The organism is Novosphingobium barchaimii LL02 (assembly GCF_001046635.1).
GTDB lineage: Bacteria > Pseudomonadota > Alphaproteobacteria > Sphingomonadales > Sphingomonadaceae > Novosphingobium > Novosphingobium barchaimii.
The window spans coordinates 282,755-298,726 of the sequence record NZ_KQ130453.1 but is presented as its reverse complement, the minus strand read 5'-3'; the positions used below and the strand labels follow the sequence as shown (position 1 = coordinate 298,726).

The 15,972-nt window shown below is 66.0% G+C and carries 14 protein-coding genes; 6 read left to right on the top strand and 8 right to left on the bottom strand.

Going from position 1 to position 15,972, the window contains the following annotated elements:
• Positions 1-13: 13 nt before the first annotated feature.
• Genes V474_RS08210 through V474_RS08190 form a run of 5 tightly spaced genes read left to right on the top strand, consistent with a single transcriptional unit; the run spans position 14 to position 6,144 of the window.
• On the top strand, positions 14-1,744 hold the full coding sequence (locus tag V474_RS08210; protein WP_236711148.1) for an IlvD/Edd family dehydratase: 1,731 nt from the start codon (positions 14-16) through the stop codon (positions 1,742-1,744).
• A gap of 11 nt (positions 1,745-1,755) precedes the next feature.
• Positions 1,756-2,607, top strand: a complete 852-nt coding sequence (locus V474_RS08205) for an SMP-30/gluconolactonase/LRE family protein (RefSeq protein ID WP_059151037.1) — start codon at positions 1,756-1,758, stop codon at positions 2,605-2,607.
• A 29-nt stretch (positions 2,608-2,636) separates the two neighbouring features.
• Entirely contained in the window at positions 2,637-3,758 is a 1,122-nt protein-coding gene (locus V474_RS08200; protein WP_059151036.1) for an aldose epimerase family protein, read from the top strand.
• Between the two features lie 13 nt (positions 3,759-3,771).
• Positions 3,772-4,923 carry a glycoside hydrolase 5 family protein gene (locus tag V474_RS08195; protein ID WP_059151035.1) on the top strand — a complete coding sequence of 384 codons (1,152 nt, stop codon included), beginning with the start codon at positions 3,772-3,774 and terminating at the stop codon, positions 4,921-4,923.
• A 39-nt stretch (positions 4,924-4,962) separates the two neighbouring features.
• Positions 4,963-6,144 (top strand): SGNH/GDSL hydrolase family protein, encoded by a 1,182-nt coding sequence (locus tag V474_RS08190; protein ID WP_059151034.1) that lies wholly within the window; start codon positions 4,963-4,965, stop codon positions 6,142-6,144.
• A gap of 485 nt (positions 6,145-6,629) precedes the next feature.
• Here the strand turns inward: V474_RS08190 and V474_RS08185 are convergent, their stop codons facing one another.
• From V474_RS08185 to V474_RS08170, 4 genes are read right to left on the bottom strand one after another with little or no spacing between them, the layout of a single operon-like run.
• Complete coding sequence (locus V474_RS08185) at positions 6,630-7,622, bottom strand: glycoside hydrolase family 43 protein (protein ID WP_059151459.1); 993 nt, start codon at positions 7,620-7,622, stop codon at positions 6,630-6,632.
• A 29-nt stretch (positions 7,623-7,651) separates the two neighbouring features.
• Positions 7,652-8,287, bottom strand: coding sequence for a 2-dehydro-3-deoxy-6-phosphogalactonate aldolase (locus V474_RS08180; protein ID WP_059151033.1), 636 nt, complete (start codon positions 8,285-8,287; stop codon positions 7,652-7,654).
• A complete protein-coding gene (locus tag V474_RS08175) occupies positions 8,284-9,180 on the bottom strand; it encodes a 2-dehydro-3-deoxygalactonokinase (protein WP_059151032.1) in 897 nt (298 codons plus the stop codon). The genes V474_RS08180 and V474_RS08175 overlap by 4 nt, the downstream gene beginning before the upstream one ends.
• A complete protein-coding gene (locus V474_RS08170; RefSeq protein ID WP_059151031.1) occupies positions 9,153-10,739 on the bottom strand; it encodes a sodium:solute symporter family transporter in 1,587 nt (528 codons plus the stop codon). Before V474_RS08170 ends, V474_RS08175 begins: the two co-directional genes overlap by 28 nt.
• Positions 10,740-10,948: 209 nt before the next feature.
• Here V474_RS08170 and V474_RS08165 point away from each other — a divergent pair, with 209 nt between their 5' ends.
• Positions 10,949-12,052 (top strand): glycoside hydrolase family protein, encoded by a 1,104-nt coding sequence (locus tag V474_RS08165; protein WP_169795037.1) that lies wholly within the window; start codon positions 10,949-10,951, stop codon positions 12,050-12,052.
• A 53-nt stretch (positions 12,053-12,105) separates the two neighbouring features.
• Here the strand turns inward: V474_RS08165 and V474_RS08160 are convergent, their stop codons facing one another.
• From V474_RS08160 to V474_RS08145, 4 genes are read right to left on the bottom strand one after another with little or no spacing between them, the layout of a single operon-like run.
• The gene (locus tag V474_RS08160) at positions 12,106-12,963 is read right to left on the bottom strand and encodes a hypothetical protein (RefSeq protein ID WP_059151030.1); all 858 of its coding nucleotides are present in this window, start codon (positions 12,961-12,963) and stop codon (positions 12,106-12,108) included.
• A complete protein-coding gene (locus tag V474_RS08155) occupies positions 12,960-14,312 on the bottom strand; it encodes a lipopolysaccharide biosynthesis protein (RefSeq protein WP_148649323.1) in 1,353 nt (450 codons plus the stop codon). The genes V474_RS08160 and V474_RS08155 overlap by 4 nt, the downstream gene beginning before the upstream one ends.
• Positions 14,309-15,025, bottom strand: a complete 717-nt coding sequence (locus tag V474_RS08150; protein ID WP_059151029.1) for a nucleoside/nucleotide kinase family protein — start codon at positions 15,023-15,025, stop codon at positions 14,309-14,311. Before V474_RS08150 ends, V474_RS08155 begins: the two co-directional genes overlap by 4 nt.
• Positions 15,026-15,065: 40 nt before the next feature.
• Positions 15,066-15,737 carry a nucleoside/nucleotide kinase family protein gene (locus V474_RS08145; RefSeq protein WP_236710942.1) on the bottom strand — a complete coding sequence of 224 codons (672 nt, stop codon included), beginning with the start codon at positions 15,735-15,737 and terminating at the stop codon, positions 15,066-15,068.
• Between the last annotated feature and the right edge of the window lie 235 nt (positions 15,738-15,972).

Below are 15,972 nucleotides of genomic sequence, written 5' to 3'. Positions count from 1 at the left end.
GGCGAACCCCGACATGACCGCGCTCTATCTTGAGCGCTACCTGAACTACGGTCTTTCCATCGAGGAAATGCAGTCGGATCGCCCGATCATCGGCATCGCCCAGTCCGGCAGCGACCTTGTGCCCTGCAACCGTCACCACCTGGTGCTGGCGGAACGGGTCAAGGAAGGCATCCGCGACGCGGGCGGCATCCCGATCGAATTTCCCACCCACCCGCTGCAGGAAACCGGCAAGCGCCCCACCGCCGGGCTGGACCGCAACCTTGCCTATATCAGCCTTGTCGAAGTGCTGTATGGCTACCCGCTGGACGGCGTGGTCCTGACGATCGGGTGTGACAAGACCACCCCGTCCGCGCTGATGGCGGCGGCCACCGTCAACATCCCCGCCATCGCGCTGTCGGTCGGCCCGATGCTGAACGGCTGGCATGAGGGCGAGCGCACCGGCGCGGGCACCATCGTGTGGAAAGCCCGCCAGATGCTGGCCAAGGGCGAACTGGACTATGCCGGCTTCCTCAAGCTGGTCGCCTCAGGCTCTCCCTCCACCGGCTACTGCAACACCATGGGCACGGCGACGACGATGAATTCGCTGGCCGAAGCGCTGGGCATGTCGCTGCCCGGTTCCGCCGCGATCCCCGCGCCTTACCGGGACCGGCAGGAATGCGCCTGGGAAACCGGGCGCGCCATCGTCGAGATGGTCAAGGCCGACCGCAAGCCTTCCGACATCCTGACGCGCGAGGCCTTTCTTAACGCGATCCGGGTGAACTCGGCGATCGGCGGCTCCACCAACGCGCCAATCCACCTCAACGCCATCGCCCGCCACATCGGCGTTGAGCTGACGCTGGAAGACTGGGAGACGACCGGCGCAGACGTGCCGCTGCTGGTCAACCTTCAGCCCGCAGGCGAATATCTGGGCGAGGACTACTACCGCGCCGGCGGCGTTCCCGCCGTGATGGGCGAACTGTCCAAGGCGGGCCTGATCGACGGCGCCGTGCTGACCGCCAACGGGCGCACCGTGGCCGAGAACCTCGTCGGCGTGCGGATCCATGACGACAAGGTGATCCGTCCGATCGACCGCCCGCTCAAGGAAGCGGCAGGCCTCACCGTGCTGAGCGGCAACCTGTTCGAAGGCGCGGTGATGAAGCTCTCGGTCATCTCGGACGAATTCCGGGGCCGTTACCTTTCCGATCCCGCCAACCCCGACGCCTTCGAGGGCAACGTGGTGGTGTTCGACGGGCCGGAGGACTACCACCACCGCATCGACGAGCCGGACCTGGGCATCGACGAGAACTCCATCCTGGTGATCCGGGGCGCGGGGCCGGTCGGCTATCCCGGCGGCGCCGAAGTGGTGAACATGCGCCCGCCCGCCGCGCTGATCCGCGCCGGCGTACACGCCCTGCCCTGCATCGGCGACGGGCGCCAGTCGGGTACTTCGGGCAGCCCCTCGATCCTCAACGCCTCGCCCGAGGCGGCGGTCGGCGGGGGCCTTGCCCTGCTGCGCACCGGCGACCGCGTGCGCATCGACCTCAAGGCCCGCAGCGCGAACATGCTGGTGGACGAGGCCGAGCTTGATCGCCGCCGCGCCGATCTCGCCGCTGTGGAAGACACCATCACGCCTGAATCGCAAACGCCGTGGCAGGAAATCCAGCGTGATCTCGTGGGCCAGTTCGCGACCGGCGCGGTGATCGAATCCGCCGTGAAGTACCAGCGCATCGCCCAGATCAAGGGCCTGCCGCGGGACAGTCACTAAGGAGAGCAGCGGTGACGACAGTGCGCATCATCGAACGCGGCCGCGTCGACTTGCTCGGCGAGGGCCTGTTCTGGTCGGCGGCGGACGACGCGCTGCTGTGGACGGACATCATCGGCCAGCGCGTCAACCGCCTCTTTCCCGCGACCGGGCGGGTCGAAAGCTGGGAAACAGACGGCGCCGCCGGCTGGATCATCGGACGGGAAAGCGGGGGTTTCATGGCCGGCATCGGCCGTTCGATAACCCGGGTGACGCTCGATCCCCCCACATTCGAGACCCTGGCTGACATTCCCGGCGAGCCGGAAAGCAACCGCGTCAACGATGCGGTCGCCGATGCGCGAGGGCGCCTGTGGCTGGGCACCATGCCGTTCTCCTGCGACGAGCCGGTCGGCACGTTCTACCGCTTCGAGAAGGGCGCCCTCACCCGCGCCGCGCCGGATGCTTATACCATCCCCAACGGCCCGGCGATCGACCCTGAGGGCCGCTTCGTCCTGCACACCGACAGCGCCCTGGGCGTGATCTTCCGTTATCCGCTGGAAGACGGCGTCCTGGGCACGCGCGAACCGTTCATCACGTTCGAAGACGGATGGGGTTCGCCTGACGGTATGACCTTCGATGCCGAGGGCTATCTGTGGGTGGCCTGCTGGGGCGCTTCGTGCGTGACGCGCTTCGCCCCCGATGGCACGGTGGATCGGCGCATCGCCTTGCCCGCCAGCCAGATCACCAATTGCACCTTCGGCGGCGACGGGCTGGACCGGCTCTACGTCACCAGCGCCGCCAACGGCGTCGACGAGGAACTGGGCGGCGCCCTGTTCGAACTAGATCCGGGATGCAAGGGCCTGCCGCCCTGCCTCTACCGCGACTAAACAAGACTACGGGACCAGGAGGAGAGACGATGCTTCGGATTATGGCGACCGCCGCGCTGCTATGCGCGGTTTCGACCCCCGCGCTCAGTGCCGAGGCCAGGCGCGAAACCTTCGGCCGGATGCCGGACGGCACCAGCGTGGAAGCGGTGACGCTCACCAATGCCAAGGGCATGTCGGTGCGGGTGATGACGCTGGGCGCCTCGATCCAGTCGGTCATGCTACCCGGCAAGGACGGCAAGGCGGTGGACGTCGCCGTAGGGTATGACAGCCTCGATGGGTATGCGAAGGACGGCCAGTTCTTCGGCGCCACCGTGGGCCGCGTCGCCAACCGCATCGCCAAGGGCAAGTTCACTTTCGACGGCAAGGATTACACCACGCCCGTCAACAACGGCGCCAACTCGCTCCATGGCGGCACCAAGGGGTTCGACAAGGTCGTCTGGACGGTCCGCGAGGTGAAGAACGGCGCGAAGGCCAGCGTCACCATGCGCTATGTCAGCCCGGATGGCGACATGGGCTATCCCGGCACGCTGACCACCGACGCGACCTATGCCCTCGATGAGCAGAACCAGCTCACCATCACCTACACCGCCACTACTGACCGTCCGACGGTGGTGAACATCTCCAACCACACATACTGGAACCTCGCCGGGCCGGGCGCCACGGCGATGGACCACGTCCTGACGATCCCGGCAGAGCGCTACACCCCCACCGACTCCGGCTCGATCCCGCTGGGCGAGCACAAGAGCGTGGCGGGCACCGTGTTCGATTTCCGCCAGCCCACCCCGGTCGGCGCCCGCGTGCGCGACGGCAGCGACGAACAGGTCCGCTATGCGCGCGGCTACGACCACAACTGGGTGGTGGCCGAAGGTGTGACCAGGGACGAGCACCTGATGGCCCGCCTCGTCGAACCCACCTCCGGGCGCGGTTTCGAACTGTGGTCGAACCAGCCGGGGCTGCAGTTCTATTCGGGCAACTTCATGGACGGCACGATCACCGGCAAGTCCGGCCAGATCTACCGCGAAGGCGACAGCCTCGTCTTCGAGCCGCAACTGTTCCCGGATACGCCCAACCAGCCGCAGTTTCCGTCGGTCCGCCTCGATCCGGGCAAGACCTACCGGAACGTCATGACCTACAAGTTCTTTACGCGATAAGAGGGGATTACCTGTGAAAACACTCGCAACCTGCCTGCTGGCGACCGTGGCGGCCCTTGTCGCCCTGCCCGCCGAGGCCCGCCCGCAGTGGACGCCTGCTCAGGCCAAGACCTGGTACGCCAAGCAGCCCTGGCTGGTCGGCTCCAACTTCGCGCCGGCCAATGCCATCAACCAGCTGGAGATGTGGCAGGCCGCCACCTGGGACCCCAAGCGGATCGACTACGAACTGGGCCTGGCGCAAGGGATCGGCATGAACACCATGCGCGTGTTCCTGCACGACCAGCTGTGGCAGCAGGACCCGGAAGGCTTCAAGAAGCGCATCGACGAATTCCTGACCATCGCCGCGAAGCACAAGATCAAGCCGCTGTTCGTGCTGTTCGACAGCTGCTGGGACCCGGTCCCCGTCCTGGGTCCGCAGCACCCGCCGATCCCCGGCGTCCACAACTCCGGCTGGGTGCAGGGCCCCGGCCTGCCCGCGATGCGCGATCCTTCGCAGGAGGGGCGCTTCAAGGCCTATGTCCAGGGCGTGATCGGCGCGTTCGGCAAGGACGACCGGGTGCTGGGCTGGGACCTGTGGAACGAGCCGGACAATGGCGCCGACCAGTACAAGGGCCAGGAAGGCAAGCAGGAACTTGTCCTCGCCCTGCTTACCAAAGTCTACGGCTGGGCGCGCGAGGCGGAGCCTTCGCAGCCGCTGACCTCGGGCGTGTGGCAGCATGACGACTGGAAGACGCCGGGCGCGCTCACCCCTATGGAGCAGCTGCAGCTGACCCAGTCGGACGTGATCTCGTTCCACGACTACAACTGGCCCGAGAAGTTCCAGGACCGGGTGAACCAGCTCAAGGGCTATGGCCGCCCGATCCTCTGCACCGAATACATGGCGCGCGGCAACGGATCGACCTTCGACGGCTCGCTGCCGATCGGCAAGCGCGAGAACGTGGCGATGATGAACTGGGGCTTCGTGGACGGCAAGACGCAGACCCGCCTGCCCTGGGATTCGTGGAAGAAGCCCTACACGATGGAAGAACCCACGATCTGGTTCCACGAAGTGTTCCACACCGACGGCACCCCCTACCGCCAGGCCGAGGTGGATCTGATCCGCAGCCTGTCGGCCGCGCCCAAGGGCGTGGTTCCGGTGGCTAAGAAGCTGACCAGCGCCAAGTAGGGCTGGACATTTGACGGAGCGGCCGGGATGGGAAACACCATGCGTATTCCGATCATCCTGGCCGCCTGCGGTCTCGCCTTTTCCGCTGTTCCTGCCAATGCACAAACCGCGCCCGTCTGGGCCGGTGCATGGGGCTATGCGCCTGCGGACAGCGGCGCCGGGGAACCCGTGCAGCCGGCCGGCACCTACCGCTACCGCGTGCGGCTGAGCCAGGCGGGCAATGCGATGCAGCTTACCTTCAGCAATGCCGAAGGCGATGCGCCGCTGGCGATTTCGCAAGTGACCGTGGCCAGCCCGATCGGCGCGGCAGGCACGGAACCGCGCGGCAATACCGTCCATCCCATCGTGTTCGGCGGCAAGCCCGGCATCGCCCTGCCAAGGGGCCGCACCGCCATCAGCGATCCGCTGGTCCTGCCGCTGACCAACGCGCAGGACGTGATCGTCAGCGTCACGTTCTCCACCCCCACCCGGCCCGGACGCACCAATCTGGGCATGGAAATGGCCTTTGCGCCCAGCGCGCCGCAAGCCGCTTTCACGCCGATCAAGGCGCGGCCCTATCTCTCGCTGGTTTCGGTGCGGGCGCCGGCCGCGCCCTGCACCGTCGTCGCCTTCGGGGATTCGATCACCGACGGCTACCTGGGCCTTTCCGCCCAGACGCGCGGCTGGCCGGGACGCCTTGCCGAACGCATGGCGCAGCTTCCCGCCGCGCGCCGCTGCGGTGTGGTCAACATGGGCATCAGCGGCAACCGCGTCCTGCGTGCGGGCCGCGCCGTGTCCGCGCTGGAACGCTTCTGGCGCGACGTTGCCAGCGTGCCCAACGTGACCCACGTAGTATTCCTTGAAGGCATCAACGACATCGGCGGCAGCGGTTCCGGCGCCGATGCGGTCACCCCGGAAGACCTGCTGAACGGCTACCGTCAATTCGTTGCCCGCGCCCATGCACTGGGGATCAAGGTGATCGGCGGCACCATCACACCCGCATTCAGGGCCGGGTACATGTCTCCCGCCAAGGAGCAGGTGCGCCAGGCGGTGAACGCCGCCATCCGCACCGGCAAGGTGTTCGACGGCGTCGTCGATTTCGAGGCCGCCGTGCGCAATCCCGCCGCGCCCGCGGACCTGCGCCCCGAATTCGATCCGGGCGATCACCTGCACCCCAACGACGCTGGGCTGCGGGCGATGGGCGATGCGGTGAATCTGGCGCTGCTCACGCCGAGGGGCTGACGGCTGGTTACACTTGACATATATAACCATATAGGTTATATGCTCCAACATCCGCTGCTGCCGTGCGCACGTTGGCATCGGTGTTTCGGGCCGGTGTTGGGGCCAGGGGCGCGGCGTATCAGCCGTGGACCACGCCACCAGCGCCTGACCCGGACCGGTTCATCTACCAAGGGCTCCCCATAAGGCCCGTCTCCTGCGGGAACGGGTTACCGGGATCACCCGGGTCGGCGCTCGTTTGCGAGCCCGCGCCGCCGACCTCGAACCGCGTCCGCCAGGGCCGAGCCGCATCGACGCTGCCTTTCGATCCGGCCGTTCGCAATATCAGGCAGCCAGTCCCGCGTCCCAAGTGCTATGGGCGCCCCGATACCGGCCCGATGTTTCGCGCTGCGTTCTTCCCCTGGCGTTATCCCGCGTTCGCCGGCGGGCGACAAGCCGTGCCCGGCGAAAATACTCCCCTTCGCACCGCGACGGGGAGCATCTGCGGTTCAGGGCATCGGCGCCGGAACAGGGTCGCCTGCCCGCGAGGGCACCGGGAAAACCGGCATGCCGTCCTTGCTCCATTCCATGCGCTGCACGCGCGGCGAGCGGGTTTCGCTGCACTTCATCCCGGCGCCGTCATTGCCGTGGTAAACGATCCAGGTCTGCTTGCCGCCATCGGTGGTGAAGAAGCCGTTGTGCCCCGTGCCGTAGACGTTGTTCTGCGGCGCCTTGGCCAGCACGGGCTTGGGCGATTTGGTCCAGCTTGCCGCGCTCAGCGGATCGCTGCCCGGCCTGGCATGCAGCAGGCCCAGCGCATAATCGTCCGACCAGCAGGCGCTGGCCGAATAGGTCAGGAACAGGTCGCCCTTCGGCCCGGCAAGGAATTCCGGCCCTTCCAGGATCTGGCGCCCGCCCTGCCGCTCGAAAGGAAGGTCCGGCCGCGCGATCACCGTTTCGCCGGGGCCAAGCGTCCATGGGTTGGTCATCGGCGCGATGGCCAGCACGCTGTCCGGGCCGTCATAAGCGGAATAGACGAAGTAGCGCTTGCCGCCATGCTCGAACACGGTGCCGTCAAGTCCGGTCATGCCGGTGACGATGCGGCCACGGTCGATCCATTCGCCGGCCAGCGGATCGGCGCTGGCGTTCTCCAGCACGAAGACGCCGCGATGTGCATCATCGTCGTGCCCGGCCTCGGCGGCGGTGTAGTAGACGTACCACTTGCCGTCGATCCGGTGCAGTTCGGGCGCCCAGATCGAGATGGCGTTCAGGCCCGTGGCGGGCGGCGTCCAGATGACATGCTCGGGCGCATCGGCCAGTTTCGAAAGATCGTCGGTCTGGCGGATCGCCAGCCGGTCGCCCTTGGTGCCCATGAAGTAGAAGGTCGATCCGTGGTGGACGATCCACGGATCGGGACCGCTGGCCAGCAGCGGGTTGGTCAGCGTGGCGGCCACCGGCGAACCTGCGGTGGTTGCCGCGCAGCCGCCCAGCGCCAGCGCCATTCCCAGTGCGATGGGGGCGATGCGGCGGATCACGCCCGGCCCTCCAGTTCGGCCCAGGCCTTGGCGAAGGCGCGCGCATTGGCGGCGATCTCCTGCGTGGTCAGCCCCGCCTTGTAAAGCGCCGAGCCGAGGCCGAAGCCGTTCGCTCCGGCGGCAAGCCACGGCGCCATGGTGTCGGGGCCGATGCCGCCCACGGCGAACAGCGGAGTCTCCTTGGGCAGCACCGCGCGCTGCGCCTTGATGACGGCCGGGCTTGCCGCCTCCGCCGGGAACAGCTTGAGGCCGCTGGCCCCCGCCGCCAGTGCCGCGAAGGCCTCGCTCGGCGTGAAGTAGCCGGGCAGCGAAACCATGCCGCGCTTCGCGCTCTCGGCGATCACCGCGATGTCGGTGTTGGGCGAGACGATCATCGCGCCGCCCGCGTCCTGCACCTGCGCGACTTGCGCCGAGGTCAGCACGGTGCCGGCGCCGACGATGGCAGCGTCGCCCAGGTGGCGGGCCATCTTTTCGATACTGACCAGCGGGTCGGGCGAATTGAGCGGCACCTCGATCAGGCGGAAGCCCGCCTCGACCAGCGCCTCGCCCGCAGCTTCGACCTCATCGGGGCGAATGCCGCGTAGGATGGCGATCAGGGGTAATGCCGCGAGGGCGGAAGCGAAATCGGTCATGGGAGGAGGTTCCTGATACGAGTGATACCGGCAACGAACGAGGCCTTGCTGTCAACGACAACGGCCTGCCCCCCGGCGATGGTGATGGCGGCGGAATAGAGATCGGCGAGCAGTCCGTCGGCAAGCAGATGAACCTGCTGCCCCGGCTGCGTAATCCGTGCGCGGCAATCGCTGCCGATAAGCAGGCCGCTGACATAAGCCGCCGCCGCGCCGGGCGCCCGGTGGCCAAGGACCGAGGCGGCGCGCACCCCGAACAGCGCGGCGAGCAGGTCGGCATCGGCGCAGGCTTCGACGCCCTGCCGGAAATCGTCCCCGGCATCGACTTCGCCGGCCATCTCGCTACCGATCAGGGCATGGGCTTTGAGCAGCGCGAACATCTCGCCGGTCATGGCGGTGGTGAAGTCGGCGATGGCGCCGTGCTTCATCACGGCCCACTTGTTATGCGTGCCCGGCTGGCACAGCAGCGCATCGGCAGGCGCAAGCCCCGCCGCGACCGCGCCCAGAAGCTGCACTTCCTCACCGCGCATCACATCTGCGCGGCTTTTGGTATCGACGCAGACGCCCGGCACGATGGAGACGCCCTCTTCCGGCGTGACGACGCCAGCCGCCAGCGCCTCGATCGTGGCGGGGCAGGCGATGTAGCCGGCATCGTGCCAGCCCCGGTTCGAACCGACCATGCCCGCCATGACAACCGGCAGTCCGTCGAACCGGGCGCGAAGTTCGGCGACCAGCGCGGGGAAGCCACCGGCGGGAACGGCAAGGATACCCCGGTCGTCACGTTCGGTCGCAACGACTTCGCCGTTCTCGATCCGGTAGGCCCGCCGGTTGGTCGTGCCCCAGTCGACAGCGATGAAGGGGGCGGCGCTCACCAGAACACCGCGTAGAGGACACATAGGACGAGAAACACGGCAATCGCTCCTGCATTGAAGCCGGTCGACGTCGCATACTTCACGTCGCCGGTCGAGATGGTGTGCTTGTCAGGCCGCGCCGGGGTGAGCAGCGAGACCGCCACCGCCAGCACAAGCGCCGCAAGGAAGACGATCCCCATGCGGTCCATGAACGGGACGCCCGGCGCCCAGACCTTCAACCCCCAGGACAGCAGCACCGAAGCCACCGCCGCACTGATCGCGCCCGGCTCATTGGCCCGGCGCCAGAAAAGGCCGAGCAGGAAGATCACGGTGATGCCCGGCGTGAAGAAGCCGGTGAATTCCTGGATGAACTGGAAGGCCTGTTCGCTGGATCCCACCAGCGGACGCGCGGTAAGAATGGCGATGATGATGGCGACGACCGCCACGATCCGCCCCACCCGCACCAGCTTCCGGTCGGCTGCGACGGCATCATCATCGGCCGGAACACCCCGGAATTTCGCCCAGACGTCGAGGGTGAAAATAGTGGCGATGGAATTGATCTTCGATGCGGTGGAAGCGATGATCGCCGCCACCAGAGCGGCAAAGACCAGCCCCAGCAGGCCCGGCGGCAACAGGCGCATCATCGTCGGATAAGCCTCGTCCGCCTTGGTGAGGTCCGGCGCGAGAATGACGGCGGCGATGCCCGGCAGCACGATGATGATCGGCATGATAAGCTTGATGAACGCCGCGAACAGCATGCCGCGCTGCGCCTCGTCGATGGACTTGGCAGCCAGCGCGCGCTGAATGATGTACTGGTTGAAGCCCCAGTAGGACAGGTTCGCGATCCACATGCCGCCGATCAGGACCGAAAGGCCCGGCAGGTCCATGTAATGCGGATTATCGGGGTGCAGGATCATCTGGAAGTGATCCGGCGCAACTTCGAGAAGGCGCGAGAAACCGCCGATAACGCCTTCAGCGCCGCCGATTTTTCCCAGCGTCAGATAGGCGATGATGAGGCCGCCCATCACCAGCAGGGTAACCTGCACGATGTCGGTCAGCGCCACAGCCTTCAGTCCTCCGCGCAGCTGGTAGAGCAGCGCGAAGACGCCCAGCACTACCAGCGCCACATCCTGATTGACCCCCGCCACCTGCGTCACCGCGATGGAGCCCAGCCAGATGATGCTGGTCAGGTTCACGAAGACGTAGAGGACCAGCCAGAATACCGCCATCAGCGTGCGGATGCCGGGGCCGTACCGCCGCTCGAGGAACTGCGGCATCGTGTAGATTTCATTGCGCAGGAAGATCGGCAGGAAGAACTTGCCGACGATCAGCAGGGTCGCCGCCGCCATCCACTCGTAGGAGGCGATGGCAAGGCCGATCGCATAGCCCGAACCGGACATGCCGACGATCTGCTCCGCCGAGATGTTCGCCGCGATCAGCGAGGCGCCGATGGCCCACCAGGGCAGGTTCTTGGAGGCAAGGAAGTAGTCGGCGGAACCCTTCGGCCCTGCTCCCGGCTTGTCGCGGCTGACCCACTGGGCCAGCCCGAATATGCCGATCGCGTAGATCACCACTACGGTGATATCGATCGTTGCCAGTCCCATCTCGTCTCCCCGGATTATCTTGCTTCGCAATGATAGGTCTTCCGGCCATCGACCCGCCGCGCTCGGTGGGAACCCAGCGAGCATGTCGAATCAGCCGGTCAAGCCAGAACACCTTCCATAACGACTAAAACCGTATTTATAAGATGAATCTTGACAATGCACGATGGAGGCGGCTTTTTGACGCCACGAACAAACATGGGAGAGACAATTTGGAACGGGGCAATCCGCGCATAGCCACGCGTCTGAGCCTGACGGCGGGCCTGGCGGCGATCACCATCCTGACGGTCCAGACGCCTCTGGCCGCGCAAAGTGCGATGCCGGCGACCACCGAAGTGAAGCCTTCCGCCGAAGTCATTCCCGGCGCGCCCGAGACGCCTTACGTCAACCCGGACAAGGCCTATCTTTTCGCGCATATGACCAAGGAGCGCTACGGCGTGCTCTATTACACGGTCAGCCGCGATGGCCTGCACTGGCAGCAGATCAATGGCGGCAAGCCGGTTTCCGAAGATTATCACGGCCACCCATCCATCGCGCGCGGCGCCGACGGACGCTATTTCCTTGTCGGCAACAAGAGCGACGAGGACCCCTATATCCGCTTTTGGGTTTCCGACGATCTCGTTAGCTGGAAGCCCTATGGCACCTACAAGCCTGATGTGAAGAACGTGCCCGGCCTGCCCCACGCGCTGCAGCGGATCGGGGCGCCCAAGCTGTTCTTCGACAAGGCATCCAGCCAGTTCCTGCTGACCTGGCACACCGCCACCGTCCCCGGCGTGCCCGAGGACCCGGAGCGCTATTGGGCCAGCCAGCGCACGCTCTACGTCCAGTCACCCGATCTCAAAAAGTTCGCCAAAGCCCCCAGGCGCCTGTTCGACTGGGACATGGCCACGATCGACACCTTCATCCAGCCCGAGGCAGACGGCAGCGGGTACTGCGCGGTCATCAAGGATGAGCGGTATCCGAGCTACAACTGGACGACCGGCAAGACGGTGCGCATCTCCTGCGCCAAGGAATTGCTCGGCCCCTACCCGCAGCCGGGCGCGCCGGTCAGCCCCAACTTCCGCGAGGCGCCCACGCTGATCCGCGCCCCCGGCGGCGAGGACTGGCTGATGTATTACGAACAGTATGCCGGAACCAGCTACGGCCTGTCCAAGGCGCCGCGCCTGTCAGGCCCGTGGTTTCAGGTATCGGGCAATTCCGGCGTGCCTGAATGGAACCGCTTCGAAATGCCCGCTGGTCTGCGCCATGGCTCGATGATCGAGATCAGCAAAATGCAATACGACGCCCTCGTCAGGGCTTTCCCCGTAGCCAAGTGACGGCGAGGCTGTTTGCAGAACCGATGAGCCGCAGAGCAGGAGCGTGGCCGGCCCTAAGAAGCCGCCGCGCTCCGGTCTACGGCCGTCAAGGGATAGCGCGCGGTCAGGGCCTCTAGACGGCAACGGATGTCTTCGGGCAGCGGGAAATCATCCTTATGGTAGTCCCGGTGCCCGGCCGATGCCTGTTCGACCAGCTCGTCGTGCAGGCTGCCCATCAGCCCGTTTATCGCGCTGAGAAAGCGCGACATCCGGTAAACCTGATCGTCAGGCTCCAGCGTGCGCATGGTGTCGTAGAACGAGACCTGCCGGCTGATGACCTTGCGCATCGCGTGGAAACGGTGGCCGGTCAATGCCTTGCCCAGAACCCATGACTTCAGGCGGGCAAATTCCGCCCGGCGAAAGGCAAGGAACCCCGCCGCGTTGTCCAGACGCACGGCATCCACCTCCCGCTGAACAGCAGCCCAGACCGGCCAGATCAGCAATCCCCTCAGCAGCAGGGCATAGCCCAGCACCGCCGCGCGCTGTCTATTGCGGAATGCATCCTGAAGGTGGCCCATCACCGCAACGGTCGAACGAAACAGCAGCGGTGCCTTATGCGGCTTGCCGTAGAGCACCAGCGCAAAGCGCAAGTGCTTGTAGCGAGCGCGAATGTGCTTGTAGCGTATGCGGGCATCCGGCGGCAGGTCGCCGGTGTGCAGCAGCGTTGTCGCTAACTTTCGCAAGTCGGCGCGAATGGCGCCGGCGCGCCAGAACTGTATGCACAGATCGAGGCAGCGGCGCATCTCCTCCTGCGTACAGGCGACCGGGATCGAGGCCGGCAGGCTGACCACGGGATCGACGACATCGTCCATCTCCACCGCCTCGAACATCGCATCGAGAACGGCTGCCGGATATGTGCTGCGGGTGGTCATGCGCGCGCTCCCTGCGTCATGACGTGCGAAAGACTGCTCCGGTCACGATAGGCCCAAAGTGTGGGCAGCAGCATGAACACCGCCTTCAGGCACACCCCCGCGACATAGGCCAGCCCTGCTCCTTCGATGCCGAACACATGGATCAGCATGAAGATCAGGCCCGCATAGCCCAGCGCCGCCGCGCCTTCGGCGACCAGCGCCGCCCGCTGCCGCCCGGCCATGTAGAGCAGGGATTCGAGCGGGAAGCTTGCCATCGTCACGATCAGCGATGCGGTCATGAGTTGCAGCAGATCGTAAGCCTCGACGTAGCGTTTGCCGAAGACCATGCCAATGACCGGCTCGCCGCCCAGCATCACCAGAAGCAGGATCACGAAGCCGATAGCGCCGGAGATCAACGCGCTGCGGATCGCCAGTTGCCATGGGTGCCGGCTGGTGGGGTCTAGCCGCATGATCTCGGGATAGAAACTGCGCGACAGCAGATCGGCGGGCTTGCTGGCGGAATCGAAGAAAGTCGACGCGATCTTGAACAGGCCCGCGCTGGTCGGGCCCAGCAGGGCGCCGACGATCAGGTTGCTGATCGGACCCCAGGCGGCCCAGATCGAATGGGCGATGTTGGTGGTCCACACGAAGTCCCAGGCATTCTCCAGTCGCCGCCCCGGACCCAAAAGACCGGGCCGCAGCGCGCCGTCGATGCCTTTGCGGCGCAGTTCGATGGCGGCCATGATCCACAGGCACAAGTCACCGGCAAGGTCGGCTACGAACCAGGTAACGACGAAACCGGTGAAGCCGAAGTTGCCGAAATACGAAACCGCCCCGCCGACCGCGCGCAGCAGCGGGGTGACGAGCTGCTGCACGGCAAGCTGGTCAAACCGGTCCAGCACGCGCAGGATGCCGGTAGGGGTTGCAGCGGTCATGGTGGGGATCAGGGTGCAATAGAGCATCGCGATGCTGACGTCCTGCGCTGCGATGCCGAACCTTTCGGCCAGGAACGGCAGCAATATCAGCCCCCCGGCCAGCCCGACCAGTCCGCTGGCAAGGTCGAGTCCGAAGGCGAAGCCGGTCACGTCGCGCAGTTCGTCAAGGTCTCCGCGCCCCAGTGCCGGCGCGCCGTAGCGCACGATGAACTGCCAGGTCTGGAACTTGACCACTGCCCCCACGCCATTGGCATAGGAATGGATGAGCACGAGCGTGCCGAACAGCGCCGGCGTCATCCCGCGCCCGGCGCAGGCGAGCGCAATCAGGCCCAGCAGGGCGCCAAGGAGCTTGCTTGAACCCAGATACGAGGCATTGCGCAGGATCGTGCGGAATACCCCGTCGGCAAACCAGTGCTTTACGTTCAGAGCCTTCACCGCGCGGCACTCCGCGGACGGGCGGCTGCAAACAGCGCCACGCGCTCGTCAATGGCGGCCCTTGCCTGCGCCAGCACCTGTTCGAGCGGCTGCTCCGCGTCGATCTCGACGATCGGGGCGCCTCCGAAGGTCAAACGCGGCACGTCCGCGATCTTGCGGGCGAGCGAGGACAAGCGGTGATCCGGCTTCCGGGCCACGGCAACATCCAGCGAAACATTAAGCCTCAGCACGAGGTCCGGGGCATTAGCCACCATGCCCTCGTACTGCCGCCGCTCCGCCCGCGCGAGCAGGCCGACCATGCCGGAACGGCGCGCCTGAGCCAGTCCCAAGCCGTCCATCGGGCCAGGCGCACCAAGCTGCGGGAAACGGTCGGCTATAATGGCGTTGCCGCCGCGGCGCAGGCGCATCATCCGGCGAAACCGGCGCACCCGCCGCATCGAGAATACGAATATGACCAGCGCTGCGAGCAGGCCAGGCCCCTTGTCGGCTTGCGCGCGCTGGGCCTTGGCATGGATCGACTTGTCCAGCCTGCCGCCCAGCAGTGGCAACCGCGCGATCCAGCGGCCGATATTGCCCGATTGCTTGCCCAGATGGCAGATTTTCGTCGGTACACGCGCATCCATCCATTGCTGGAGCGCCTCGGTGACGGTCGATTTACCGGACCCGTCGCAGCCGATGACCGCGATCAGGGGAGGAAGAGAAGCAGTGTTCATCGTGGTGGCAGAAGCAGTTCAGTAAATTGAGGGGAACACATCAGGCGTTCAGACCATGGCGGCGCAGCACGGCAAGCACGGTTTCGAGCACTTCGCGGTAGGGCCGGGTCGCGTCGACATCGACGATATAGGCGCCTGCGAAATCAAGCGTCGGCACCACCGCGATCTTCTTTTCGAGCATGTCGCGCTGGTGGTCGGACTTGCGGGCCAAAGCCGTGTCGACATCCACGTTAAGGCGGATCACCACGGTCGGCCGCCAGGCCGACATCCCGGCGTAAAGCGCACGCTCGCGCGAGGCGAGCCGTTCGACCAGCGCCGAACCCTTTCGGGTCCACGAGAGGCCCGGTCCGTCGAAACTGCCCGACACTTCTGCCTGCGGATAGCGGTCGGTAATCACCTGAACGCCGTGGCGGCGGTAATCGAGGACCTTGCGGAAGCGGCGTAGGCGCGCGAGCGACAAGCCGTACATCGCCAGCGCCGTGACCAGCCCAGGCAGGCGCTTTGCCGGCCCGTCATGCGCCTTGCGCGCCTTGCCCGAAAGATAGCGTTCGGCGAGCGCCCCAATCAGCGGCAGTTCGCCGATGCGTCGCCCGAGGTCTCCCGTGCCGAGGCCCAAATACATCGACTTTGTTGGCGCCTGCCGGTCAAGCAGGCTAACAAGATCGCGCGCCAGGGTGGATTTGCCCGACCCATCGCAGCCGACCAGCGCCACGCAAGGGGCCAGCCCGGGCCGCGAACGCGCCGGGGCGGAAAGGAATGGGGAAGCGCCGCGGAATGAAGAGAAAAGCTCTCCCGGCGGGTTGTGAATCGTCATGTTTCGTTAGCCATTTTTTCAAATCCCTTCACAGCGGCCATGCTGCCGAAGGGAGCCTGGGTTCAGGTCCGAATGCAGGCTCTAGACCGCGAAGCTGATGCGAAGCTGATGGACGAGAAACATTTTCGCGCGG

What these genes read in the sequence shown, in the direction of transcription:
- V474_RS08210 (WP_236711148.1), top strand. Translation starts at nt 14, where the DNA reads ATGACCGCGCTCTATCTTGAGCGCTACCTGAACTACGGTCTTTCCATC.
- V474_RS08200 (WP_059151036.1), top strand. Translation starts at nt 2,637, where the DNA reads ATGCTTCGGATTATGGCGACCGCCGCGCTGCTATGCGCGGTTTCGACC.
- V474_RS08190 (WP_059151034.1), top strand. Translation starts at nt 4,963, where the DNA reads ATGCGTATTCCGATCATCCTGGCCGCCTGCGGTCTCGCCTTTTCCGCT.
- V474_RS08185 (WP_059151459.1), bottom strand. Translation starts at nt 7,622, where the DNA reads ATGGCGCTGGCGCTGGGCGGCTGCGCGGCAACCACCGCAGGTTCGCCG.
- V474_RS08180 (WP_059151033.1), bottom strand. Translation starts at nt 8,287, where the DNA reads ATGACCGATTTCGCTTCCGCCCTCGCGGCATTACCCCTGATCGCCATC.
- V474_RS08175 (WP_059151032.1), bottom strand. Translation starts at nt 9,180, where the DNA reads ATGTGTCCTCTACGCGGTGTTCTGGTGAGCGCCGCCCCCTTCATCGCT.
- V474_RS08170 (WP_059151031.1), bottom strand. Translation starts at nt 10,739, where the DNA reads ATGGGACTGGCAACGATCGATATCACCGTAGTGGTGATCTACGCGATC.
- V474_RS08160 (WP_059151030.1), bottom strand. Translation starts at nt 12,963, where the DNA reads ATGACCACCCGCAGCACATATCCGGCAGCCGTTCTCGATGCGATGTTC.
- V474_RS08150 (WP_059151029.1), bottom strand. Translation starts at nt 15,025, where the DNA reads ATGAACACTGCTTCTCTTCCTCCCCTGATCGCGGTCATCGGCTGCGAC.